This is a genomic window from Pseudarthrobacter sp. 01T43 (genome assembly GCF_056398665.1).
The window spans coordinates 68,594-92,513 of record NZ_JBFTPV010000008.1 but is presented as its reverse complement, the minus strand read 5'-3'; the positions used below and the strand labels follow the sequence as shown (position 1 = coordinate 92,513).

Annotated in this window: 24 protein-coding genes and 1 pseudogene; 20 read left to right on the top strand and 5 right to left on the bottom strand. The window is 65.9% G+C overall.

What is annotated here, in order from left to right:
- Positions 1-140 precede the first annotated feature (140 nt).
- Genes truB through AC1DIM_RS09980 form a run of 3 tightly spaced genes read left to right on the top strand, consistent with a single transcriptional unit; the run spans position 141 to position 2,003 of the window.
- Positions 141-1,079, top strand: a complete 939-nt coding sequence (gene truB, locus AC1DIM_RS09990) for a tRNA pseudouridine(55) synthase TruB (RefSeq protein WP_477710324.1) — start codon at positions 141-143, stop codon at positions 1,077-1,079.
- A gap of 2 nt (positions 1,080-1,081) precedes the next feature.
- Positions 1,082-1,435: a hypothetical protein gene (locus AC1DIM_RS09985; RefSeq protein WP_477710323.1), complete on the top strand. Its 354-nt coding sequence runs from the start codon at positions 1,082-1,084 to the stop codon at positions 1,433-1,435.
- 1 nt (position 1,436) lies between these two features.
- Positions 1,437-2,003: a hypothetical protein gene (locus tag AC1DIM_RS09980; RefSeq protein WP_477710322.1), complete on the top strand. Its 567-nt coding sequence runs from the start codon at positions 1,437-1,439 to the stop codon at positions 2,001-2,003.
- 24 nt (positions 2,004-2,027) lie between these two features.
- On the opposite strand, the gene AC1DIM_RS09975 is transcribed toward AC1DIM_RS09980, so the two are convergent.
- Positions 2,028-2,690 (bottom strand): DUF937 domain-containing protein, encoded by a 663-nt coding sequence (locus AC1DIM_RS09975; RefSeq protein ID WP_477710321.1) that lies wholly within the window; start codon positions 2,688-2,690, stop codon positions 2,028-2,030.
- Positions 2,691-2,963: 273 nt separating this feature from the next.
- On the opposite strand from AC1DIM_RS09975, the gene AC1DIM_RS09970 reads away from it, so the two are divergent.
- From AC1DIM_RS09970 to AC1DIM_RS09940, 7 genes and pseudogenes are all read left to right on the top strand, one after another.
- Positions 2,964-3,947 (top strand): bifunctional riboflavin kinase/FAD synthetase, encoded by a 984-nt coding sequence (locus AC1DIM_RS09970; RefSeq protein WP_477710320.1) that lies wholly within the window; start codon positions 2,964-2,966, stop codon positions 3,945-3,947.
- 51 nt (positions 3,948-3,998) lie between these two features.
- Complete coding sequence (gene kynA, locus AC1DIM_RS09965; protein ID WP_477710319.1) at positions 3,999-4,853, top strand: tryptophan 2,3-dioxygenase; 855 nt, start codon at positions 3,999-4,001, stop codon at positions 4,851-4,853.
- Positions 4,850-6,109: a kynureninase gene (kynU, locus tag AC1DIM_RS09960; RefSeq protein ID WP_477710318.1), complete on the top strand. Its 1,260-nt coding sequence runs from the start codon at positions 4,850-4,852 to the stop codon at positions 6,107-6,109. The genes kynA and kynU overlap by 4 nt, the downstream gene beginning before the upstream one ends.
- A gap of 217 nt (positions 6,110-6,326) precedes the next feature.
- Positions 6,327-6,596 carry a 30S ribosomal protein S15 gene (rpsO, locus tag AC1DIM_RS09955; protein ID WP_477710317.1) on the top strand — a complete coding sequence of 90 codons (270 nt, stop codon included), beginning with the start codon at positions 6,327-6,329 and terminating at the stop codon, positions 6,594-6,596.
- A 248-nt stretch (positions 6,597-6,844) separates the two neighbouring features.
- Positions 6,845-9,025: pseudogene (locus tag AC1DIM_RS09950) on the top strand (polyribonucleotide nucleotidyltransferase); the annotation flags it as partial.
- Positions 9,026-9,087: 62 nt separating this feature from the next.
- Positions 9,088-10,431: a M16 family metallopeptidase gene (locus AC1DIM_RS09945; protein ID WP_477710316.1), complete on the top strand. Its 1,344-nt coding sequence runs from the start codon at positions 9,088-9,090 to the stop codon at positions 10,429-10,431.
- Positions 10,432-10,539: 108 nt separating this feature from the next.
- Entirely contained in the window at positions 10,540-11,001 is a 462-nt protein-coding gene (locus tag AC1DIM_RS09940) for a DUF1579 domain-containing protein (RefSeq protein WP_477710315.1), read from the top strand.
- A gap of 235 nt (positions 11,002-11,236) precedes the next feature.
- Here AC1DIM_RS09940 and AC1DIM_RS09935 read toward each other — a convergent pair whose 3' ends face one another.
- The 3 genes from AC1DIM_RS09935 to moaA form a co-directional block, all read right to left on the bottom strand.
- Entirely contained in the window at positions 11,237-12,787 is a 1,551-nt protein-coding gene (locus AC1DIM_RS09935; RefSeq protein WP_477710314.1) for an HNH endonuclease signature motif containing protein, read from the bottom strand.
- Positions 12,788-12,859: 72 nt separating this feature from the next.
- A complete protein-coding gene (locus AC1DIM_RS09930; protein WP_477710313.1) occupies positions 12,860-13,126 on the bottom strand; it encodes a MoaD/ThiS family protein in 267 nt (88 codons plus the stop codon).
- Between the two features lie 5 nt (positions 13,127-13,131).
- The gene (moaA, locus tag AC1DIM_RS09925; protein ID WP_477710312.1) at positions 13,132-14,376 is read right to left on the bottom strand and encodes a GTP 3',8-cyclase MoaA; all 1,245 of its coding nucleotides are present in this window, start codon (positions 14,374-14,376) and stop codon (positions 13,132-13,134) included.
- 216 nt (positions 14,377-14,592) lie between these two features.
- Between moaA and AC1DIM_RS09920 the strand changes: the two genes are divergently transcribed.
- The 7 genes from AC1DIM_RS09920 to AC1DIM_RS09890 all read left to right on the top strand — a co-directional run bounded on the left by AC1DIM_RS09920 (position 14,593) and on the right by AC1DIM_RS09890 (position 20,302).
- Positions 14,593-16,155 carry a molybdopterin-dependent oxidoreductase gene (locus AC1DIM_RS09920; protein ID WP_477710423.1) on the top strand — a complete coding sequence of 521 codons (1,563 nt, stop codon included), beginning with the start codon at positions 14,593-14,595 and terminating at the stop codon, positions 16,153-16,155.
- Positions 16,156-16,178: 23 nt separating this feature from the next.
- Positions 16,179-17,423, top strand: a complete 1,245-nt coding sequence (locus AC1DIM_RS09915; RefSeq protein WP_477710422.1) for a molybdopterin molybdotransferase MoeA — start codon at positions 16,179-16,181, stop codon at positions 17,421-17,423.
- Positions 17,411-17,905 carry a cyclic pyranopterin monophosphate synthase MoaC gene (gene moaC, locus AC1DIM_RS09910; protein WP_477710311.1) on the top strand — a complete coding sequence of 165 codons (495 nt, stop codon included), beginning with the start codon at positions 17,411-17,413 and terminating at the stop codon, positions 17,903-17,905. Before AC1DIM_RS09915 ends, moaC begins: the two co-directional genes overlap by 13 nt.
- Positions 17,902-18,450 carry a MogA/MoaB family molybdenum cofactor biosynthesis protein gene (locus AC1DIM_RS09905; RefSeq protein ID WP_477710310.1) on the top strand — a complete coding sequence of 183 codons (549 nt, stop codon included), beginning with the start codon at positions 17,902-17,904 and terminating at the stop codon, positions 18,448-18,450. Before moaC ends, AC1DIM_RS09905 begins: the two co-directional genes overlap by 4 nt.
- Complete coding sequence (locus AC1DIM_RS09900) at positions 18,440-18,901, top strand: molybdenum cofactor biosynthesis protein MoaE (RefSeq protein WP_477710309.1); 462 nt, start codon at positions 18,440-18,442, stop codon at positions 18,899-18,901. Before AC1DIM_RS09905 ends, AC1DIM_RS09900 begins: the two co-directional genes overlap by 11 nt.
- Before the next feature lie 144 nt (positions 18,902-19,045).
- Positions 19,046-19,816: a 4-hydroxy-tetrahydrodipicolinate reductase gene (dapB, locus tag AC1DIM_RS09895; RefSeq protein WP_477710308.1), complete on the top strand. Its 771-nt coding sequence runs from the start codon at positions 19,046-19,048 to the stop codon at positions 19,814-19,816.
- Positions 19,817-19,819: 3 nt separating this feature from the next.
- On the top strand, positions 19,820-20,302 hold the full coding sequence (locus AC1DIM_RS09890) for a hypothetical protein (protein ID WP_477710307.1): 483 nt from the start codon (positions 19,820-19,822) through the stop codon (positions 20,300-20,302).
- A 78-nt stretch (positions 20,303-20,380) separates the two neighbouring features.
- On the opposite strand, the gene AC1DIM_RS09885 is transcribed toward AC1DIM_RS09890, so the two are convergent.
- Complete coding sequence (locus AC1DIM_RS09885) at positions 20,381-21,616, bottom strand: heparan-alpha-glucosaminide N-acetyltransferase domain-containing protein (RefSeq protein ID WP_477710306.1); 1,236 nt, start codon at positions 21,614-21,616, stop codon at positions 20,381-20,383.
- Between the two features lie 123 nt (positions 21,617-21,739).
- On the opposite strand from AC1DIM_RS09885, the gene AC1DIM_RS09880 reads away from it, so the two are divergent.
- The 3 genes from AC1DIM_RS09880 (at position 21,740) to dapA (ending at position 23,903) form a co-directional block, all read left to right on the top strand.
- Complete coding sequence (locus tag AC1DIM_RS09880) at positions 21,740-22,168, top strand: hypothetical protein (RefSeq protein ID WP_477710305.1); 429 nt, start codon at positions 21,740-21,742, stop codon at positions 22,166-22,168.
- Between the two features lie 4 nt (positions 22,169-22,172).
- Positions 22,173-22,919, top strand: a complete 747-nt coding sequence (locus tag AC1DIM_RS09875) for a carbon-nitrogen hydrolase family protein (protein ID WP_477710304.1) — start codon at positions 22,173-22,175, stop codon at positions 22,917-22,919.
- Between the two features lie 75 nt (positions 22,920-22,994).
- The gene (dapA, locus tag AC1DIM_RS09870) at positions 22,995-23,903 is read left to right on the top strand and encodes a 4-hydroxy-tetrahydrodipicolinate synthase (protein WP_477710303.1); all 909 of its coding nucleotides are present in this window, start codon (positions 22,995-22,997) and stop codon (positions 23,901-23,903) included.
- Positions 23,904-23,920: the final 17 nt, after the last annotated feature.

Sequence of the window (23,920 nt, the reverse complement as noted above, 5' to 3'; positions counted from 1 at the left end):
GATGTGGGCGGCGCCATCACCTGGACGGGAGTCGCATCGTCCGGGCAGGCGCCGCATCGGCTGGGCGGGGACCGCATCAGCTGGGCCGGGACCGCATCAGCTGGGCCGGGACCGGTGCCGGCGCCGATATACTGGGGAGCGTGCTTTCTGGACTGGTGATAGTGGACAAACCGCAGGGATGGACCAGCCATGATGTGGTTGGTCGGATGCGGCGCATTGCCGGAACCCGGAAAGTTGGCCATGCCGGCACCCTGGACCCCATGGCTACGGGCGTGTTGGTAGTGGGGATCAACAAGGCCACGCGCCTGCTCACCTATATCGTGGGCACCTCCAAGACCTATACGGCCACCATCCGCCTGGGCGAGTCCACCATCACAGACGACGCCGAAGGTGACGTTGTTGCTGCCGTGAGTGCCGCCGTCGTGCGCGACGAAGCCATTCACGACGGCGTCACAGCCCTCACGGGCGCCATCCAGCAGGTGCCCAGCAGCGTGAGCGCTATTAAAGTCAACGGTGAACGCGCCTACGCCCGGGTCCGGTCCGGCGAAGAAGTGAAGCTCGCGGCGCGCCCGGTCACTATCCACCGCTTCGATATCCATGGCATCCGGCGGGAGCGGGGCGGTGACGTCATAGACATCGACGTCACGGTGGAGTGCTCCTCCGGCACGTACATTCGGGCGCTCGCCCGTGACCTCGGCGACGGACTGGGAGTCGGCGGCCACCTCACGGCTCTCCGCCGGACCCATGTTGGGCCCTACTCACTGGACCAGGCGCGCAGCCTTGAGCAGTTGGCCGAGGAACTTACTGTCCTGGAGATGTCCCAGGCTGCGCGGGCACTCATGCCCAACCGCGAACTTACTGCCGAGGAAACTACCGAGATCTCCTTCGGCCGCCGGATCGCGGCAGGGGCACCCGCGGAAAGTCCCGGGGCTGCCACCATTGAACACCCTGCGGCGGCCTTTGCGCCTGATGGGAGCCTCGTGGCGCTGCTGGCCGATGCGGGCAACTTCGCCAAGCCGGTGCTTGTGTTCGCGCCCGGCAACGCTTCGTCCGCAAACGTTGCCGGCGGGGACGCCTAGGAATGGATGCCTTTTTCTACATCATCCTTGTGGTGGGCCTGCTCTCGACCGGAATCTGCCTGGTGGCCGGCCTTCTCAAGAAAGCACCCAATGACATCACCATCCTTTCGGTCGCGGCCGTGGAACTGGCACTCGTGGTCTATTTGGTGGGTTCCATCGTGAGGGTGATCGCAGGCGAACCGATCGCCGGGGAGGCCTGGGAGTTCTGGGGCTACCTGGCCACGGCAATGCTCCTGCCGCCGGCCGCCGTTTACTGGGCAATCCTCGAACGGACCCGGTGGAGCAACTTTGTCCTGGCCGCCGTCGGTGTCACCGCGCTGGTGATGGCCGCCCGAATGAACCAGATCTGGTACTGACATGGAAGAAGCCCGCAACGTGAATGCCCCTCATCCCGAAGTGACTCCGGACCACGGATCGGCCTCCGCCAAGGACACCAACAGCACCGACTCACCCAGCGCCGAAACAGGCCACGCCAACTCACCCGGCGCAGACATTCGCAGCACCGAAACCCGCAGCACCCGCAATACCGGGCCGGGCCGGCTTCTGATCGCCGTCTATGCGGTGTTTGCCATCTCGGCCACCGCCCGGGCCGGCTACCAGATCCTGACCAAGTTTTCCGACGCCCCGCTGGCGTATCTGCTTTCAGCGTTCGCCGCCGTGGTGTACCTCGTGGCCACCGTTTCCCTGGCCAAGGCAGGCAGTACCTGGTTCAAAGTGTCGCTGGCCGCCGTGCTGGTGGAGCTTGTCGGAGTTCTTGTGGTGGGCGCGCTGAGTGTCGTCGATCCGGTGGCCTTCCCGCACGAAACGGTCTGGTCGCTTTTCGGCCGCGGTTACGCGTTCATTCCGTTGCTGCTCCCCATCCTCGGGCTGGTCTGGCTTTACCGTCGTCGGCCCGGCAAGCGACTGTCAGGCGCAGGGGACTAGCCACTCCACCGGGTCGAAAAGCAGCTACTTCTTACCGAAAAGGCCGCCAAGCAGGCCGCCCAGCCCGCCGGACTTATCGCCAAGGCCACCCAGGATGCTGTCCAACACAGAACCCTGCTGCCCGGGTCCAGCATTTGCTCCTGCGCCTGCACCAGCGCCAGCTCCAAGGATTCCGCCCAGAATGCCGCCAATGTCGATGCCGCCCTGCTGTCCTTCTCCCACTCCGCCGGCACCAACTCGGCCAGCACCAACTCCTGCCTGGCCGCTGCCCTCACCGCCCTGCCCGAAGATCTTCCTGGCAAGGTAGGACATCACGATGGGAGCCAGGATGGGCAAGGCCTTGCGGATGAGGTCGCCGCCCACGCCACCCAGCCCCGCATTACCGGCCAGTTGCGCGGCCACCTGGTCCTGTTGGCCGCCAAACACGTGACCAACAATTTTCTCGCCGTCGGCCGTGTCAACTTGGCTCACATCCACCCCGCCGTCGAGCAGGCCGTCCTGGTGCTGTCCGAGAGCCGATTGAAGCGACGCGGCGCCGTCAGGAGCCTGGGCGTTGGTGTGCATACCCGCCAGCAGGGTGGGCAGGGCCGCTTCCACGGCGGACTGCGCCGAGGCCGGGTCGGTACCCAGCAGTGACGCCACTTGGTTGACGTCGATCTGGTTGAGGAGGTCGTGAATCTCGGTCATGAGGTACTCCTTCAGCGCCGCAGCGGTTCGCGGACATGGTTTTCACGGCACGTGCGGGTGCCGTAGGAGGATTGCCCTTGAATCGTAGTCCCGGCTCCCGGCCCGCTACTAGGGGGAAAGCCGCGTGTACTCGGGGATGGCCGCGTGATTTCAAGCATGCCCGCCTGCCACCGGGCCGCGTCAGGAGGGCATGCTTAATGCGGGTAATCTTAGAGAGTTCCGGCGCCGGCGCGTTCGGATAGATGTCAGTGCAGGCAGTAAAAGGCGAGGGTGATGGTCTACATCTGGAACGATCCGTCCGAGGTCCCGGCGGACTTTGGTCCCTCCGTTGTCACTTTCGGCAACTTCGACGGCGTCCATCGAGGCCACCAGCAGGTGCTCTCCGAGCTCATCCGGTCAGCCCGCCTCAACGGGACCAAAGCCGTTGCGGTGACCTTCGATCCGCATCCGGCCCTCATCCACCGGCCGGAGACCGCGCCCGAGATGATCATGGGCCTGGAGGACAAACTGGTGGCCCTGGCGGAGTTGGGCCTGGACGGTGTCCTGGTCATGAAGTACTCGCTGAACCTCGCCAGTTTGACTGCCGAGGAATTTGTGGGCCAGGTCCTGGTGGACAGCCTCCACGCAAGTCACGTCGTCATTGGCCACGACGCCCGGTTCGGCCGGGGCAACTCCGGCGACCTTGACACCATGAAGCAGCTGGGCGAGAAGTTCAACTTCGACGTTCAGGTCATCAGCGAGTTCGGCTCCGAAGGCTACCCGCTGCATAACGACGCGGACACTGACCGCCGCTGTTCCTCCACCTGGGTGCGGGAAGCCCTGCAGGAGGGCGACGTCGCCACGGCGGCAGAAGTGCTGGGCCGTCCTCACCGCATGCGTGGCGAAGTGGTGCACGGTGCTGCCCGCGGCCGGGCCCTCGGGTTCCCCACTGCAAACCTCGCCCACGAGGCCAGCGGGTTTGTGCCGGCAGATGGAATTTACGCGGGTTGGCTCGTTGACCAGGCCGGCAAGCGCTGGCCGGCGGCCATCTCGGTGGGTTCGAATCCCACGTTCGATGGCGTCAGCCGCCAGGTCGAAGCCCACGTGATCGACCGCCCGCATGAAGACGTGGAGGACTTCGATCTGTACGGGCAGACAGTAGTCGTGGAATTCATGGCGCGGCTCCGCGGCATGGTGGCTTACCGTGGGCCTGAGGCCCTCGTTGACCAGATGCGGCTGGACGTCGTCCAGGCCCACGATCTCCTGGCGCAGCGCTGACCGGCCCACCGCTAACCGAAGGCGGCCGTCGTGAAGGAGAAAGGCAGAGTAATGACTGTTGAGAAGAACACCCGCAAGCTGGACAAGGGAATAGTCCGTGACTTCAGTTCCCGGATGAGCTACGCGGCTTACCTCCAACTGCCCACTCTCCTCAGTGCCCAGCAGCCGGTCAGCCAGCCTGAACACCACGACGAAATGCTGTTCATTATCCAGCACCAGACCACCGAGCTGTGGCTGAAGCTGGTACTGCACGAGCTCCGCAGCGCGGCCGCCCGGCTGCGCGCCGACGACCTTGGCTCCGCGCTCAAGGGCATCGCCCGCGTCAAGCACATCCAGAAGACACTCACCGAACAATGGTCAGTCCTGGCCACGCTGACGCCCACGGAGTACTCCCAATTCCGCGGCTTCTTGGGCAGCTCCTCGGGCTTCCAGTCCAGCCAGTACCGTGCGGTGGAATTTGTCCTCGGCAACAAGAACCGCAAGATGCTGCCGGTGTTCGAATCAGATCCGGCCGCCCACGCCATGCTGACGGAGGTGCTTACTGCCCCCAGCATCTACGATGAGTTCCTCTCGTACCTTGCCCGGCAGGGCTATGATGTGCCGCAAACCGTCCTGGAACGGGACGTCACCCGCGCCCACGAGTTCTGCCCGGAGCTGGTGCCATTGTTCAAACACATCTATGAAGACGCCGCAGGCAACTGGGGCGCCTACGAGGCATGCGAGGAACTTGTCGACCTTGAAGACAACTTCCAGTTGTGGCGGTTCCGGCACCTGCGCACCGTGCAGCGGACCATCGGCATGAAATCAGGAACCGGCGGATCCAGCGGTGCCGCGTTCCTGCAGAAAGCCCTTGAACTCACCTTCTTCCCGGAACTTTTCGCGGTACGGACGGAGATCGGCCAATGAGCAGCACCACCGATGCGCGGATGGAAAATCACGACGACGCCGCCCTCCTGGTGCGGGCAGCGCACCTTGACGCCGTGGACCCGTTGGCGCGCTGCCGCGATCATTTCATCGGCACGGAGACGGACCTGTCCTACCTCGATGGCAACTCCCTGGGCCGGCCGCTGAAAAGAACCGTGGCCGACATCAGTGCCTTCATCCAGGATGGCTGGGGCGGGCGGCTGATCCGCGGCTGGGATGAGCAATGGCTGGACCTGCCGCAGGCCATCGGCGACCAGCTGGGCCGTGCCGTCCTCGGCGCTGCCCCGGGCCAGACCATCATCGCCGACTCCACCACGGTGGTCCTGTACAAACTGATCCGGGCGGCCCTGGCCGCCGTTGCTGATCCTGCCCGGACAGAGATTGTCCTCGACACCGACAACTTCCCCACCGACCGGTACCTCGTAGAGGGAATCGCCCGGGAGGAAGGCCTGACCCTCACGTGGATCGAAGCCGATCCCGCAACGGGGGTGACACCCGCGCAGGTGCGGGACGCAACCGGACCCGCCACCGCCGTCGTACTTCTAAGCCAGGTGGCGTACCGCTCGGGGTTCCTGGCCGATCTGCCGACCATCACCGAAGTTGTGCACAACGCGGGGGCGCTGGTGGTCTGGGACCTGTGCCATTCCGCCGGTTCCGTGGAGCTGGACCTTGACGGCGCAGAAGTGGATTTTGCCGCGGGCTGTACCTATAAGTACCTCAACGGGGGACCGGGTTCGCCCGCCTTCGCCTACGTCAACGCCCGCCACCTTCCCGGCCTCCGGCAGCCGATCTGGGGCTGGATGGGGCGCAAAGACGCGTTCGAGATGGCCGCGGGCTATGAACCGGCGTCCGGCATCCGGAGTTTCCTCAGCGGCACGCCGGCCATCTTCGGGATGCTGGCCATGCGTGGGACCCTGGACCTCATCGAGGAGACCGGCATGGCGGCCATCCGACAGAAATCCCTGGCGCTGACCGCTTACGCAGTGGACCTGTTCGAGGCCTGGCTTGAACCGCTGGGGGTGGAATTGGCATCACCTCGTGACCCCGAACGCAGGGGGAGCCACATCACCCTGGACCATCCGGCATTCCGGAACGTGACCGCGGCGCTGTGGGAGCAGGATGTCATCCCGGACTTCCGCGCGCCGCAGGGTATCCGGATCGGACTGTCACCGCTGAGCACCAGCTTCGCCGAGGTGCACCGGGGAATGGCCGCAATCCGGGACCTCTTGCAGCGGTAACTGCCCGCTCGCAGTGTCCTCGCTTTAGTGCGGCGGAGCGGCTGTTTCGACAAGTTCGCGGCGCTGCCGGTAAACTGAACGTTGGATCTGGCTGCAGTCCGTGGCGGCTGGTTCCTGCCATGCGTGGAAAGCCCCTGGAAATCAGGGAATTTCTGCGCGGGCAGACCCGGCAGTGAATTACTGATTCGGGCCTCACGGCACATCTCTAGGAGTTATTGTGGCACTTGACGCCGCTGTAAAGCAGTCCATCATCAAGGATTTCGCAACGTCTGAAGGCGACACCGGTTCGCCGGAGGTCCAGGTTGCAGTCCTGACCCAGCGGATCAAGGATCTGACTGAGCACATGAAGGAGCACAAGCACGATTACCACACCCAGCGCGGTCTGCTGGCCATGGTTGGTCGTCGCAAGCGCATGCTGACCTACCTCAAGAACACTGACATCACCCGCTACCGCGCGCTCATTGAGCGTCTCGGCCTGCGCCGCTAGTCAGGCTTAAGGGGCGGCCCTTTCCCTTGTGGATCGGGCCGCCTTCTTCAGAAGAAAAATTAAACAGGAGGATCAACCGCATCACGCATTCGCGGTCCTCGGTAGTGATCCCCGGGAACGGCTTCCACGATGGAAGCCCCGGCCCGTGGGTCTCGATCGATGACCGGGTGCAGTGCAGGCCAGTAGACAGATGCTGGCCTGGGTTGATGCGGCTGGGCTCCGTTAATCAAGAAACGGAGGTGACTCTCTTGGAGGGTCCCGAAATCCAGTTCTCAGAAGCAGTCATTGACAATGGCCGCTTTGGCAAGCGTGTAATCCGCTTTGAAACCGGCCGTCTTGCCAAGCAGGCAGCCGGCGCAGCCATGGTGTACATCGACGAAGACACCGCGCTGCTKTCCGCMACCACCGCAGGCAAGYMCCCGCGYGAAGGCTTCGACTTCTTCCCGCTGACSGTYGACGTYGAAGAGCGCATGTACGCCGCCGGCCGCATCCCGGGTTCGTTCTTCCGCCGTGAAGGCCGCCCGTCCACCGAAGCCATCCTGGCTTGCCGCCTCATGGACCGCCCGCTGCGTCCGGCCTTCGTCAAGGGCCTGCGCAACGAAGTTCAGATTGTGGTGACCGTCCTGGCCATCAACCCTGACGAGCTGTACGACGTGGTGGCCATCAACGCCTCCTCCATGTCCACCCAGCTCTCCGGCCTTCCGTTCTCCGGCCCGATCGGCGGCGTCCGCGTTGCCCTCGTCGCCGACGAGCACGGTTCGCAGTGGGTTGCTTTCCCCAAGCACTCCCAGCTTGAGAACTCCGTGTTCAACATGGTTGTAGCCGGCCGTGTTGCCGGTGACGACGTCGCCATCATGATGGTTGAAGCCGAAGCCACCGACAACTCCTGGAACCTCATCAAGGAACAGGGCGCCACCGCCCCCACCGAAGAGGTTGTTTCCGAGGGCCTCGAGGCTGCCAAGCCGTTCATCAAGGCACTCTGCGAGGCGCAGGCTGACCTGGCTGCACGTGCCGCCAAGCCCACCGTTGAGTTCCCGGTCTTCCTGGACTACCAGGACGATGTTTACGCAGCTGTTGAGTCCGCTGCCGCTGAGAAGCTGGCCGCGGTCTTCCAGATTGCTGACAAGCAGGACCGCGACGTTGCCACGGATTCGCTCAAGGACGAAGTCACTTCTTCCCTGGCCGGCCAGTTCGAAGGCCGCGAGAAGGAGCTGTCCGCAGCATTCCGCTCTGTCACCAAGCAGGTTGTGCGCCAGCGCATCCTCAAGGACCAGATCCGCATCGACGGCCGCGGCCTGACGGACATCCGCCAGCTCACCGCCGAGGTTGAGGTTCTGCCCCGCGTACACGGTTCGGCTATCTTCGAGCGCGGCGAAACCCAGATCATGGGCGTCACCACGCTGAACATGCTCAAGATGGAACAGCAGATCGACTCGCTGTCACCCGTCACGCGCAAGCGCTACATGCACAACTACAACTTCCCGCCGTACTCCACCGGTGAAACCGGCCGCGTGGGCTCGCCCAAGCGCCGCGAAATCGGCCACGGTGCCCTGGCAGAGCGGGCACTCGTGCCGGTGCTGCCGTCCCGCGAGGAATTCCCGTACGCCATCCGCCAGGTGTCTGAGGCTCTCAGCTCCAACGGTTCGACGTCGATGGGTTCCGTCTGCGCCTCCACGCTCTCCCTGCTGAACGCTGGTGTGCCGCTGAAGGCAGCTGTCGCAGGTATCGCCATGGGCCTGGTCTCCGACCAGGTTGACGGCCAGACCCGCTACGCAGCCCTGACGGACATCCTGGGCGCCGAAGATGCTTTCGGCGACATGGACTTCAAGGTTGCCGGTACGTCCGAGTTCGTCACGGCCATCCAGCTGGACACCAAGCTCGACGGCATCCCCGCCTCGGTGCTGGCTGCAGCACTGAAGCAGGCCCGCGAAGCCCGCCTGCACATCCTGGACGTCATCAACTCCGCGATCGACACCCCGGACGAGCTCTCCGAGTTCGCGCCGCGCGTCATCGCGGTCAAGATCCCGGTTGACAAGATCGGCGAGGTCATTGGGCCCAAGGGCAAGATGATCAACCAGATCCAGGAAGACACCGGCGCTGACATCTCCATCGAGGATGACGGCACGGTCTACATTGGCGCCACCAACGGTCCGTCTGCAGACGCAGCACGCTCCGCCATCAACGCCATTGCCAACCCGCAGATTCCGGAAATCGGCGAGCGTTACCTGGGTACGGTCGTCAAGACCACCACCTTCGGTGCCTTCATTTCCCTGACCCCGGGCAAGGACGGCCTGCTGCACATCTCCGAGCTGCGCAAGCTGGCCAACGGCAAGCGTGTGGACAACGTTGATGACGTGGTTTCCGTCGGCCAGAAGATCCAGGTGGAAATCACCAAGATCGATGACCGTGGCAAGCTGTCGCTTTCCCCCCCCCCCCCCCGCCGCTGTTACGATGGCAGCCAGATCCGGCTGCCACTCCTGAAAGGCTTCAATTGACTGTTGTACCCCTGCCGCTTGAGCAGAACCAGCCCGGCGACACCCTGGTCCACGGCTCCGACGGCGGCTCCGTTGTCCGGCGTTCTGTGCTGCCCGGTGGCGTGCGGGTGCTCACTGAAGCGATGCCGGGGCAGCGCTCGGCAACCATCGGATTCTGGGTAGGGGTCGGTTCACGCGATGAGGCCCCGGGCCAGCACGGCTCCACGCACTTCCTGGAGCACCTCCTGTTCAAGGGAACCAAACGCCGTACAGCCCTCGAAATCGCCTCGGCCTTCGATGAAGTGGGCGGGGAGTCCAACGCCGCTACGGCCAAGGAGAGCACCTGCTACTTCGCGCGGGTCCTGGACACGGATCTGCCCATGGCCATTGACGTCATTGCGGACATGATCACGGGTGCCGTCCTGGACCCGGCCGAAATGGAGCAGGAGCGCGACGTCATCCTGGAAGAAATCGCCATGGACAGTGACGACCCCACCGACGTGGCGCACGAAAACTTTGTTGCGGCCGTGCTGGGCACGCACCCACTGGGCCGCCCCATCGGCGGCACGCCGGCCGCCATCCGAGCGGTCGCCCGGGAATCCGTCTGGGATCACTACCGGCGCTACTACCGCCCCGACGAGCTGGTTATCACCGCCGCTGGGGGCCTGGAGCACGACGTCGTCTGCAGCCTTGTGGTGGATGCCCTCCACTCCGCCGGTTGGTCACTGGAGTCCGACGCCGCCCCTGTTGATCGCCGCTCCACCGCGCGTGCCGAGATCGCTGGCACTGCCGGCCTGCACGTGGTCAAGCGTGCAGTGGAGCAGGCCAACATCATCATGGGCTGTCCCACCATCGTGGCCACGGATGATCGCCGCTATGTCATGAGTGTTCTCAACGCCGTCCTGGGCGGCGGGATGTCCTCGCGGCTGTTCCAGGAGATCCGCGAGAAGCGTGGCCTCGTGTACTCCACCTACTCATTTGCTTCTTCCTACGCCGATGCAGGCTACTTCGGGATGTACGCCGGGTGCACACCGTCCAAAGTACGCCAGGTGCTGGACCTGCTCGGACGGGAGCTGGACAAGCTCGCCGAAGGCGGGATCTCCGACGACGAACTCCGCAAGGCCGTGGGGCAGCTCTGCGGCGGCATCGTCCTGGCTCTTGAGGACACCGGGTCCAGGATGTCACGCCTGGGCCGGGCCGAGCTCGTCTCCGGCGAATACCAGGACATCGACGAAACGTTGCGGCTCATCAAGTCGGTCACCGTACAGGAGGTCCAGGACCTTGCCCGGGAGCTGGCCGCCGCGCCACGGACCGTCACGGTGGTGGGCCCGTTCGAGGAGACTGAGACGTTCGGCCTCTGACGTGCGTCTCCGGGGGGCTGGGTCTCCCCGTCCCGGGTCATCGAGCCTGGGATCTCCTTGTCCCGGACTACTCTGTTGACGACCTGGCCGTCCGGCGATAATGAAGCCATGAATGCACCCCAGTCGGGCACTGTGCACGCCGTGTTGGAAGACTTCTTAGGGCATTGGCACGGGACCACGCGTCTTGCACCCTCAGCGTGGGGCCCTGGACGCTCGGCAGTGGCGGAAATCAGCTTCACCCGAGCGGCGGGAGGATTCGCTGTCGTTCAGAGCTACCGGCACACTGAAGCAAATGGCACTCATTTCGACGGCCATGGAGTGTTCACTGTGGACCCCGACCACCACGATGTCCTCTGGTACTACGTCGACAGCACTGGCCTGCCCCCCGGAGCACCGGTCCGGTGCACTTGGGTGGACGGTGTCCTGCGCGTGGAGCGCCATAGCGACCGGGGGACAGCCCGCCATACCTTCCGGGTTGTCGACGGCGTACTCACCTACTCCGCCGAGCTCCGCCTGGGCGAGGGCCAGAGCTTTGTCCCGTTCATGACCGCCGAGTGCCGCCGCGCGTGAACACTGCGTCAAGAGCTGCGTCCACATCTGCAGGCAGCAAGCCAGGCCTTTCCAGAGCCAGAGCCAAAACCATAGCCCGCGCTAGAGTCAGAGCCAGACTCCCCGGACGCGGCAAGCCCCACTGAGATCTCAGTTTTTCAGTGGTGCGATTCGGCGGAACACAGTCATCCGACGAACCCTGTCAACCGACGACCCCAGTCGTTCACTGTCCGCCGCGGTCAGGGAATGTGAGCCGTCAGGCCCGTGATCCTTCAGGCACCCGGGGACGGCGCTTAGGCGGACATGCATCATCCGCCTCGATGCCATTGATGGCGTCAGCGTCACTGAGGGCATCACTGTCCGAGTCACTGTCACTGACCGCATCAGGGCCGTTGATACTGACTCCGTCTGGCCAATGGGGTGGTTCCCAGTCCGGGTGTTCGCTTCGGTAGTGGCGGCCGGTGGGTGAGGTCCAGCCGGGTGGTTCGGTGGGACTCGCCGCGGTGGGTTTCCAGGGTGTGCTGTGTTTGAGCCGGTGATGCTTGCGGCATGGCTGGCCGAGGTTGTTGATACCCGTGGTTCCGCCCTTTGCCCAGGCGAGCAGGTGGTCGGCTTCGTTGTCCAGGGACTGGTTGCTGCAGCCCGGGAACGGGCACTTCCCGTCCCGCATCCTCAGCCATTGGCGCATGGCGGTGGGGATCCGGTAACTTTCCCGGCCGATCTCCAACGGTGCCCCGTCCCTGGGGTCGGTCAGGACCCTGCGGAAGGAGTCCGCGCCGCCGGCGACGAGGGTGCGGGCCATGGATGGCGGGATAGGCCCGTACCCGTCGAGGGTGGCGGGTTCCTCGGTCAGGCCCATCAGTGCGAACACGGGCACCGTGACCAGGACTTGGGCTTTCGGTGTCGGGAGGAGGTCGGCTTGCCCGCCCAGGAGCCAGGCGGCGGCATTGTCTGCCCTGAGTTGGGTGAGGGTCCTGGACTCGGTGGGGCCTTGCATGGCCCGGGAGGCGGTGGTGGTGCGGTCCCAGATCCCGGCGGCCTGATCGGCTGGCAGGTAGGCCGAAACCCAGGCCATGCCGTCCCGGTCCGGGGAGTACTCGAGACGCCGGTCGACGGCGGACCGGACATGGCGTTGTTCGATGCTGTCCGGGTGATGCCGCTCCCGCCAGGTCCGGGCTTTGGCGCGGAATCGGCCAGGGGTCAGCTCCCCGGCCGGCCCGCGTGCCGGGTTGGGTGCGTCCGGGTCGAGGAAGTGCGCTTCCAGGGCTGCCGCGCCGGTGGGGTTCAGGTTCAGGGTTTCGTCCACCATGATCCGGGCGTGCTGCCACGAAATGGTTCCTGCCTGCAGGGCGGCCAGCGTCAAAGGCAGAGCGGTGGTAAGCCGGTGAGAGGTGAAGAGAAGCGATGCAGCGTTCGGCTCGCTGACGGTCAGGACGCAGGCGACCTCCGCGATCGCGGCCATTTCGTGGGCTGTGTGCTCCTGCGGGGACACCGCCGGTGGCGCTAACGCCGTGGTGCCGTCGATGTATTCGGTGGTGGTGAAAACTTTCAAAGCGGCGGTGCTTGCTTCGAGCCGGGAGATTACGGCCAGGCGGTCCAGGGAGCGGTCCACACCCCGGCGCAGCGGATCCGGCCCGGCCGGATCCTCACGCTGGCCACGGCGGAGTTCGGTCAGTTCGGCAACACTAGCTACGACGGCCTCAAACGCCGCATCCGCTGACGCCGGGTCGACTGGCACGGCTGTTGCTGGGCCGGCATCCGCCGACACCGCGCCTGCTGACGCCGACACCGCTGCTCTGCGTTCCATACCTCAAGCATCACAGAGGGGTCCGACAAAACCGCGGAGCTAAGCGGCTATGTGGATAACCTGAAGAATCGCTTACCCCCCGGCGAAGGGCGGCAAAACATCAACCACATCGTCCGGGTTCAGCACCGTGGCGCGGTCCCGAACGGCGACCTCGTTGAGGAGGAAGCTGCTGCGCGAGAGGATGCGCTGCAGGGGAGGAGTGCCAGCAGGCGCCGCGGCGCGGTCCACGGCCAGGACAGCCTCCAGCAAGTCCGCCACGGTGGCGCCGGCGGGGAGTTCAAAGCGTTCCTCTTCCACACCTGCGGCGGCGCGCGCGGCAGCGAAGTATCGTACGTTCAAGAAATTCAGCCTCCGATGGCGCTCATGCTGCGGTCCGGCTGGACGAAGTCCGCCGCGCCGAGACCCGTGTGGTCCATGCCGTGCGCCTTGGGCTTGACCCACATGGCGTCCTGCCAGCGTTCGGCCAAGGCGTCATCGCTGGCCCCGCGGCGAAGAAGGCCCAGCAGATCAAACTCCTCGCGCGAGAACAGGCAACTCATGATTTTGCCCTCGGCGGTGATCCGCGTGCGACGGCAATCCGCGCAGAACGGCTCAGTGACGGAGGCGATGATCCCCACGGTGCCCAGCACCGGCCCTTCAGCGCCCTGCGCGGACCCGGAAGCGCCCAGCACCGGCCCTTCAGCGCCCTGCGCGGACCCGGAAGCGCCCAGCACCGGCCCTTCAGCGCCCTGCGCGGACCCGGAAGCGCCCAGCGCAAGCCCGGAGGCACCCACAGACCCAGCCATTCGCCGTCGTACTTCAAAGCGCTCGGCAGGGGCGCCGTCGCGTGCGCGCGGGTCCGGGTTCAGGACATAGTCCACAGAAAGCAGGGAACGGATTTCGGCCGCCGTAATCATGTTCCGGCGGGTCCAGCCGTGGTCGGCGTCCAAGGGCATCTGCTCGATAAACCGGAGTTCGTAACCCCGGTCCAAAGCCCAGGCGAGCAGGGCGGGCGACTCAGCGTCATTGATGCCCCGCATCAGCACCGCATTGAGCTTGACCGGGCCCAGCCCGGCCGCCCACGCGGCGTCGACCCCGGCCAGCACACGGTCCAGGAACGGCCGGCGGGTGAGCTTGGCGAATGTCTCTTCGTGCAGCGAATCCAGGGAAACATTGATGCGGGTGAGGCCCGCAGCCTTGAGCGCGGCGGCCTTTTTATCCAGCCCAACACCGTTGGTGGTCATGGAGATCGGCAGGTCGGGATGATTGCTGCGGAGCGCTGCGATGATGTCCACCAGGTCTGCCCTTACCAGGGGCTCCCCGCCCGTCAGGCGAAGCTCCCGCACACCCAGCAGTTCGACGCCGATGCGGACAATCCGCACGATCTCGTCCGCAGTCATCACGGCCTGCTTGGCGAGCCACTCAAGCCCTTCGGCAGGCATGCAGTAAGTGCAACGCAGATTGCACTTGTCCGTCAGCGAGAGCCGCATGTCGGTGGCGCGGCGGCCAAACCGGTCGGCCAGCCCGGCCGGCGCGTCCGCCGGCCGGGCAGGCGGCAGGGCGGGATCTGCACCGTCCCGGGGTTGCGGCATGCCTAGCTGAACGCTCATGGATTCAGGCTACGCCACGTTTGCCCCGGACATCGCGCCCGTGACGCGCAGAAGCCCGGTGATGCGCAGTATCGGAGAAAACATCCGGCAAGCCACCTACCTCCTGCGGATACAGCGGCAAAGTCCGGTGCCGCCGGGCTGACGCGAACCTATGCTGGAGGTGTGAACAGGTCCCAGCCCGCAGAGGAAACGGCCGACGACGGCGCGAGCCACGGAATGCGGCCGGGTGGCCCGCATGCCGCTCGAGGGGGCCGCGGCCGTGCCGCTGCGTCGGGGATGGTTTCCGCGGTCGCGGCCGTGGTAGCCGGAGAGCTGCTCGCCGGGCTGCTGAGTCCATCCCTGTCACCGCTGACGGCCGTCGGCGGTGCCTTGATCGATGCTCTTCCGCCGGGTGTGAAGGAGTGGGCCGTCAGCCTGTTCGGCACGGCCGACAAAGCCGTATTCGTAGCCGGCATGCTGGTCGTTATTGCAGCCGTGGGGGGTCTCGCCGGAATCCTGGAACAGCGAAGACGCTTCGCCGGCCAGGCTGTGATTGCCGTATTTGGGCTCGTGGGGCTCGCTGCGGTCCTGAGCCGGGCGCAGCTGACTCTCGGCGCCGTTCCGGTGCCGCTGCTCGCAGCTTTGGCCGGCGGTCTCCTGTTGCGGTTCCTGATCCGCAGGCTCCGAGAGGATACGCCAGCTGAGTCGGCCCCAAACGGAATGCCTGATACTGGGCGGCGCACGTTCCTGCAGGTCCTCGCAACCGCTGTTGGGGTGACGGCTCTGGGCGGGATCGTGGCCGGAATTTGGCGGGGCGCGGCCGCGGGCATCAGCACCGCCCGGGAGAAGTTGAAGCTGCCAGCAGCCGTATCCGGGGTCCCTGCGATTCCGGCGGGCGCCGAGGTGGACCTGGACGGCATGCAGCCGCTGGTCACGCCGAACGGGGATTTCTACCGGATCGACACCGCCCTGATCGTGCCGGTCATGGACCCTAATACCTGGACACTCCGGGTGACGGGGATGGTGGACCAGGAGATCGAACTGAACCTGGCCGACCTCCTGGCCAAGCCGCTCATCGAACGGCACATCACCATTGCCTGCGTGTCCAACGAAGTGGGCGGCGACCTGATCGGCAACGCCCGCTGGCTTGGGTGGCCGGTACGGGAACTGCTCGCCCTGGCGCGTCCGCAAGGCGGTGCGGACATGGTGCTGTCCCGAAGCTCCGACGGCTGGACCGCAGGCACACCGCTGGAGGTCCTCACCGACCCCAGGGACGCCCTGCTGGCGGTAGGGATGAACGGCGAGCCGCTGCCGCTCGAACATGGCTTCCCGGTGCGCATGATCGTCCCGGGCCTCTACGGCTACGTATCCGCCACCAAGTGGCTGACGGAGCTTCGCGTCACAAAGTTCGCCAACGACGAAGGTTATTGGACGCCGCGTGGCTGGTCCGAGCGAGGCCCCATCAAGACCGAGTCCCGGATCGATGTCCCGCGCTCGGGAAGGCGCGTCAGCGCCGGCACAGTCATGTTCGGCGGTGTGGCCTGGTCACAGCACACCGGCATCGGCAAAGTGGAGCTGCGCGTCAACCGCGGACCGTGGCAGCAGGCTGACCTCGCGCCCGGGATTTCGCTGGACACGTGGTATCAGTGGCAGGTGGGTATCAACCTGAGTGCTGGCCAGTACGAAGTCCAGGTCCGCGCCACGGACCTCAACGGTATGCCGCAGGCTGAGGAGCGCCGGCCGGTTACGCCGGACGGAGCCACCGGCTTCCACACCATTAGAGTTGACGTGAATCCATGACGGCGTCCATCGAAGGCAGGACCATGCACAGCCCTCCACACCAGCACGGCGCCGCCCCTCACCAGTCGAGGTCCGTTGCCCTGCACCGCGCTGCCGTCGCCGAACTGCTGGCACCGCTGCTGACTGAAGCCAGGACGGAAACGCTGGCACTGCGGGACGCTCTGGGGAAGGGCCTGGCCCACGACATTGCGGCGCCCCTGAGCCTCCCGCCGTTCGCGAACTCCCAAATGGACGGCTTCGCTATCAACAGTGCAGACCTGCCCGACGGCGGCGCGGAGCTGCGGATCGTGGACCCGGTTCCGGCAGGTGCCACGCCCGCTGCCCTTAAGCGCGGCACAGCCGCCCCCATCATGACCGGCGCCATGATTCCTGACGGTGCTGACGCCGTCGTACCCGTAGAGCGTGCCGTCCCGGACAGGTTTCCTGTCCCCGGAGTGGCAAGCACTGTGTGGTTGCCGGCGACGGCGGCCGGCACCTTTGTGCGCGCCCCCGGTAGTGACATTGCAGCGGGGGAGCGGGCGCTGGCCGCCGGAACGTTCCTCGGCCCGGCACAGCTTGGATTGCTCGCGGCCCTGGGCCTCGGGGAGGTGACCGTGCACCGGACAGTGACGGTCCTGCTGGCCACCACCGGTGACGAAGTAGTTGAGCCGGGCCAGCCGCTGTCCGCCGGCAAGATCTACGACTCCAACGGAACCCTCCTGGAGAGCGCCCTGCGGCAGGCAGGACTGGCTGTGGTGCGCACTGCCATCGCCTCTGACCGCCCCGAGGAACTCCGGGCGCTGCTGCGCAGCCATTCCGGGTCCGTGGACCTGATTGTCACCACCGGCGGGGTCAGCAAAGGCGCCTACGAAGTGGTCCGGCAGGCCATGGACGGCCAGTCCGCCGAGTTCGTGCACGTAGCCATGCAGCCTGGCGGCCCGCAGGGGATCGGCGTCTTCGACGGCGTACCCTTCCTGGGATTTCCAGGCAACCCCGTGAGCTGCCTGGTGTCTTTCGAGATGTTCCTGCGGCCGGTGCTGTCCGGAATGTTCGGCTCGCCCCCTCCCCGGACCGCCATCCGCGCACATCTGGCCCACGGCCTGACATCTCCGGAACACAAACACCAGGTCAGGCGCGGAAGCTACCGGGCTGACGGCACTGTCCGCCTGGAAGGGGGCGAAAGCTCCCACCTTATGCATGCCCTCGCCGGCTCCAACGCCCTCGTTCATGTTCCGGCTGGAGTCTCGGCGCTCGCCGAGGGCGACGAGGTGGAAGTATGGATGCTGTGACTCAAGAACAAGCCCCGCCGGCACTGACCCACCTGCGCCAGGATGGCAGCGCCCAGATGGTGGACGTTTCGAACAAGGCCGAAACCACCCGGGAAGCCACCGCCACCGCCACCGTCCGCACAACAGGCGAAGTGCTGGGCCTGCTCGGCTCCGGCGGCCTGCCCAAAGGCGACGCCCTGGCGGTGGCGCGCGTCGCAGGGATCATGGCTGCCAAGAAAACGCCGGAGCTCATCCCACTGTGCCATCCGCTGCCGCTCTCCAAAGTCACCGTCGACTTTGAGCTGGGGGCGAAGTCCGTGGACATCCTTGCCACGGTGAAGACCCGCGGGGTCACCGGAGTCGAAATGGAGGCGCTCACAGCGGCGTCCGTGGCGGCCCTCAGCGTTTACGACATGATCAAGGCCGTCGACAAGCACGCAGTACTGACCGACATCAAGGTGCTGGCGAAAAGCGGCGGAAAGAGCGGGGACTGGACACTATGAGCGGAACTACCGAGGACACTTTCCTGCCTGAGCCGCACACCCACGGGAACCACACACACGGCGAGGTGCAGGGCCGGAAGGCAGGGGTTGTCATTGCCTCCACCCGGGCCGCGGCCGGTATTTACGAGGATGAGACCGGCCCCGTGATCATCGATTGGCTGACCGAACACGGCTTCGAGGCCTATCCCGCCATGGTGGTCCCGGATGGCGAACCGGTAGGCGCGGCCATCCGCGCGCTCCTGACCCAGCACCCCGCCGTCGTTATCACCAGCGGCGGGACCGGACTCAGCCCCGACGACCGGACCCCGGACGTGACGCTGCCCCTGCTGGACCGTGAGATCCCGGGCATCATGGAGGCCATCAGGCGCGCCGGGGCGGCCAAAACTCCGCTTGCCGCGCTGAGCCGGGGCCACGCCGGAACCGCGGGCCGCACGTTCATCGTCAACCTGCCGGGTTCGCCAAAGGGCGTCATGGACGGGCTTTCAGTTTTGAATCCCGTGATCGGGCACCTTTGCGACCAGTTGGAGGGCCGGAATGGGCACTGAATCAGTTTTTGACGTTGTCCACGCCGTATTGAGCGCGGAACCGATCTCCGTGGAGCAGGCCATCGCCGCCGTCGAGTCGGACACCGCCGGCGCCGTTGTCAGCTTCAGCGGGGTGGTAAGGAATCACGACGGCGGCAAGGCAGTCGAGCGTCTCAGCTACAGTGCGCACCCCACGGCGCACCAGGTGATGGCCGACGTCGTCGCTGCCCTCGTCGCAGAGCGTTCTGAGGGTTCGTCCGGCGCGCAGCCTGTGCGGATCTGGGCCGCTCACCGCATCGGCTTACTGGAAATAGGTGACCCCGCGCTGGTATGCGCCGTCTCCGCCGCGCACCGGGGCGAGGCCTTCGCCGTGTGCTCCGAGCTGGTGGACAGGATCAAGGAACAGGTTCCCATCTGGAAGGAGCAGTTCTTCACTGACGGCGCCGTCGAATGGGTGGGCGCAGGCAGCTGACTGCGGCGGGCAACGTGCTGTCGGTGCACCGCCCTCGGTTCCGCTGGCCGCTCCCGCCTGCCGCTCCCGCCCGACGCTGGCAGGCGAGGTAACGCACGTCTGCGGGTTCCGTCCAGTACCCGGCCCGACGGTAGGGTTAACGGCATGACCGAACAACACCCCGCCCCCAGCCGTGTGGCTGTCCTTGGCGCCAATGGGCGCATGGGCGCCGAAGCCGTCAAGGCCGTTGAAGCCGCCGCCGATATGACGCTTGTAGCCGCCCTGGGGCGCGGCGATTCGCTGGATCAGCTGGCAGACGCCGGAGCCGAATTCGTCGTGGACCTCACCGTTCCCGAGAGCACCGAAGCGAACGTACGCTACGCCGTCGAGCACGGCATGCACGCCGTGGTGGGAACCACCGGGTGGGATGCCACCCGGCTCGCTGCCCTCGAGGCCCTTCTCGCGGAGCACCCCGAAACCGGTGTGTTGATCGCCCCCAATTTTGCCCTCGGTTCGGTGCTCGCCTCGGCGTTCGCCGCCAAGGCCGCCAAGTACTTTGAATCCGTGGAAATAGTCGAACTGCACCACCCGGACAAGGTGGATGCACCCTCGGGAACCGCCGTCCGGACCGCCCAGCTCATCGCCGCGGAACGCGCAGCCGCACACGTGCCGGCCAGCCCTGACGCAACCACCAGTGAACTCGCCGGCGCCCGGGGCTGCGACGTGGACGGAGTGCGCGTCCACAGCGTCAGGCTTCGCGGACTCGTGGCACACCAGGAAGTCCTGCTCGGCGGTCCGGGCGAGCAACTGACCTTGCGGCACGACTCCTTTGACCGTGCCTCCTTCATGCCAGGTGTGCTCCTGGGCATCCGCAAGGTCGCGGCCAACCCGGGGCTGACCGTCGGCCTGGACGGCTACCTGGACCTGGGACTCTAGGCCGTGGGCGCTTTCCTCGCCGCGTTCCGGAAGAACCGCACCAAGATCTGGGTGGGTGCCGTCACGCTACTGCTGGTCTTCTATCTCGTTGTGTCGTTCCAGCGCTCGATTTTGCTGCTCACGGACAACAACCTTGCGGCCAAAGCCATCGGCGCCGCGTACCTGGTGCTGCCGATCGTCGGCGCCTGGGCCCTCATCCGGGAACTGATGTTCGGGGCCCGCACGGAAAAGATGGCCCGGATCCTGGAAGCCGAGGGCGGGCTGCCCGTAGACAACCTCCCGCGGACTCCCGCGGGCCGGATCATCCGGGCAGCGGCTGATCAGGAATTCGAGAAGTACCGGGCCGAGGCTGAAGCGGCGCCCGAGGACTGGCGCTCCTGGTTCCGCCTGAGCTGCGCTTACGACGCCGCCGGGGACCGGAAACGCGCCCGGGCCTCCATGCGGGACGCCGGCCGCCTCTTCCACGGCAACGTTCCGGCCAGTTGAGGGCGAACCGCACTGGCTTTTCCAACTGACGGCGGCAGGCTCACACGGCCCTGAGGACGTCCGCTCATCGCGGGCCTCCTAGCCCGGACCGATCCGTCCGCTGCGGCCAAGCTGATTGGCGGCGTGGCCCAGGTACTCCAGCGGCCCACGCCATTTCAACAGCACAAACACCGTGCCTGCGATGACCGCTATGGCGGCGTGCGCGAAGAACATGCCATCCTCCGTCCAGCCGGCCGGCAGGGGCTTGAGGTAGAACCCGGACACCACCCAGACGTGCGCCGAGTAGAGGGTCAGTGTCATGGCGCCGGCCCCGCGCAGCGGCAGCAACAGGTCCAGGTCCAGCCAGTCAGCCAGCCTGCCGAGCAGGAGGCATGCGCCCACCACCGCTGCGGCCACCCCTGAGGTGTGCGCCAGGTCCAGCGGTGTGGCGGAATGCGGTGCGGCGGACGCCAGCCACCACCACGATCCTTCCTGCCGTATTCCGGTGAGGTTGACCTGGAGCACGCTACCGAGCGGGTAGCCCGGGGCGTTCAGCACCTGCTCCAGCGCCGCCCGGCCACCCCAGGTCTCCATGGCGGCAGTGCCGAGGGCCTTGGCCAGTGCGGCCACCGCTGTGCCGCCGGTCAGCAGCAGGACCGGAACCATCGCCTTGGTGAGTGACAGCCGGCCAATCACCAGGCCAACCAGCAGATAGGCCAACCATTGGAAGGCAGGGTAGTAGCCGGTCAGGAACAGGTCGCCCACCAGGGGGAGGGGCGTTGACAGGTCCTCCCATGACGGGTTGTGCCCCAGGTGCAGGGGCGGGTTCGCCGCCATGAGCCAAGGGCGGAGAAGATAGGCGAGCACCGGTGAAAGCACGATCCACGCGAGGGCCCACGCGCAGAGCGCTTTCAGCTTCAGTCCAAGGAAAGGCAGGACGCACAGAAACAGCAGGGCGTAGTGGACCAGGATGATGGCAAGGTTGACTTCCAACCCGCCCAGGGACAGTCCGACGGCGGCAATCACCAGTGCGCGCAGGGCGACGCCGCGGCGGGCAGCGCTGAGGGCGGTTCCTTCCGGCGGCACTTGCTTGCCGGTTGAAAGCGCCAGTCCGACGCCCGCCAGCACGGCGAACAGGGCAGCCGCCCGGCCCGAGAACGTCAGGCCGATCCAGGTGGGTGTCAGGTCTGCATTGGCCTCGAACGTCGGCAGCAGATGCGTGGCCATCATGCCCAGGAGCGCGAGCCCCCTGGCTGCATCGATACCGCGGAGACGGCCGGCGGGGGAAGCGGTTCGGGGCGCCCGCGAGGGTCTTGCTGTGGCTCGGGACGTCATGAGGCGATGGTCTCACACGGATCCGCCCGGCCCCAGTCAACATGTCGCCAGCACGCCCGGCTGGTTGAAAAACCACCCAACAGCCACTTGTGTTCGAATATATGTTCGAATAGCATGAGCATTATGCACACCCCATTCGAGCCGCAGCAGTTCCCGGAACCTCCAGCCGCTGGGGGCCACCTGCGGCCCGCACCTGACACCACTGCCGCGGTGCAGCCGGCGGGACTGATGAGGGCCATGAGCCCGGGGGTGGTCGACTTCCTCTTCCGCCAGCTTGTGGCGGGACGGTCCGCGGAGGACATCCAGTGGCAGCAGGAGGGCATTGCCCTGACCGCGCAGCCGCCGGGAGCCGAACTGGCGCGCCGGTTGGCCGAGACTGACCTTGATGCGCTCACGCCCACCGAACTGTTCCACTACGTCCGGTCCGCCCAGCGCCTGGCGGCCTGGGCCGAAGGATTGCGGGAGGCGGCAGTGCAAAGATATTGCCGGCCGGGCGAGGTGCAGGATGCCAGGGTGCCTGGTGCGCGGCTGCAGGGTGGTTGCCTAGGATGAAGGGGTGACCGACGCCCTGACAGTATCCGCCATCCAGTACCAGGCGCTGGACGGCGGGATCATGCCGAATGTCGAGGAACACATCCGGCTGATCGAAGACGCCGATTCCCACGGCGCGAGGCTGGTGATCTTCCCGGAAATGTCGTTGACCGGCTACAACTTGGCGTTGCTGCCTGCTGATGAGGCGTGGCTTAGGCCGGATGATCCGCGGCTGGGTGACCTCCACGAAATCTGCCGCAGGACCGGCATCACTGCCGTGGCAGGGGCCGCCTACCGGGAGCCTGACGGTACGCCTCGGCTGGCGAGCGTTGCCGTCCACCCGGGCGGTGCCACCGATTTCGGATTCAAGGCCCACCTTCGCGGAGCGGAAAAGGACCTCTTCGCCGCAGGAGACAGTGCGCTCCACCTCGAGTTGGACGGCTGGCAGGTGGCGCTGGCTATCTGCGCGGATGCTTCGGTTCCCGCCCACTCCACCGAGGCGGCACTGGCCGGCGCTGACATCTATGCGGTGTCGGCGGTCTACACGGCGGAGGAGGGGCGGCGGCTTGCACTGCACCTTGGGGCCGCGGCCATGGACAACCGGATGTTTGGCGTCCTGGCGAACATGGGCGGAGCCACGCCGTTGGGCCTTTCCTGCGGACTCAGCGGATTCTGGGGGCCTGATGGCCACCGGATGGAGCACGCGGCCGGAACCGGCACCGAGGTCATCACCGCGGTCCTGCAGCGAGGTGCTTTGCGCAAATTCCGCTGACGCCGGCAGCTATTTGACGCTTATCACCCCGCCGCCATTGTCCTAACCGGTGGCGGACAGGGTAACGTTTTTTCCATGCCTCACACATCCGCCACCGCTCCTGCCCTTGGTACGCTCCTGACCGCCATGGTCACGCCCTTCACCAAGGATGGCGCCGTGGACTACAAGCAGGCGGCCGAACTGGCTATCAAGCTTGTGGACGATGGCTGCGACGGCCTGGTCGTCACGGGGACCACCGGCGAAACATCCACCCTTTCGGATGAAGAAAACCTTGGCATGTTCCGCGCCGTCAAGGAGGCCGTGGGAGACCGTGCCGCCATCATCGCCGGCACCGGGACAAACGACACCGCACACTCGGTGCACCTTTCCCAGCAGGCGGCAGCGCTCGGCGTCGACGGCCTGCTGCTCGTCACGCCGTACTACAACAAGCCCAGCCAGGCAGGCGTCCGCGCACACTTCGAGACCGTCGCGTCCGCAACCGACGTGCCCGTAATGCTCTATGACATTCCGGGCCGCTCCTCCATCGCGATCGAACCCGAAACCATGATCAGCCTGGCGCAGCACCCGAACATTGTCGCCGTCAAGGATGCCAAAGCCGATTTCATGGCGGCCAGCCGGGTGATGGCAGAGACGGACCTGTACTTCTACTCCGGCGACGACGGACTGACCCTTCCGTGGATGTCCTTGGGCGCCGTCGGACTGGTGGGTGTCACAACCCACATCGCAACGCGCCGGTTCCGCGAACTGATCGACGCCATCAACGCGAACGACCTCGAAACCGCGCGTAAGATCAACTTCGAGCTGCTGCCCGTGGTGAGGGCAACGATGACCCGCGTCCAGGGAGCCGTTGCAGCCAAACAAATTCTTAAATGGCAGGGAGTCCTGCCCAACTCGATTGTCCGTTTGCCCCTCGTGGAGCCGGACGAAGCCGAGATCGTATCCATCCGCGAGGATTTGGCGGAAGCGGGGCTGGTCTTTCCCTGAGGGCTAAGACCAGCGCC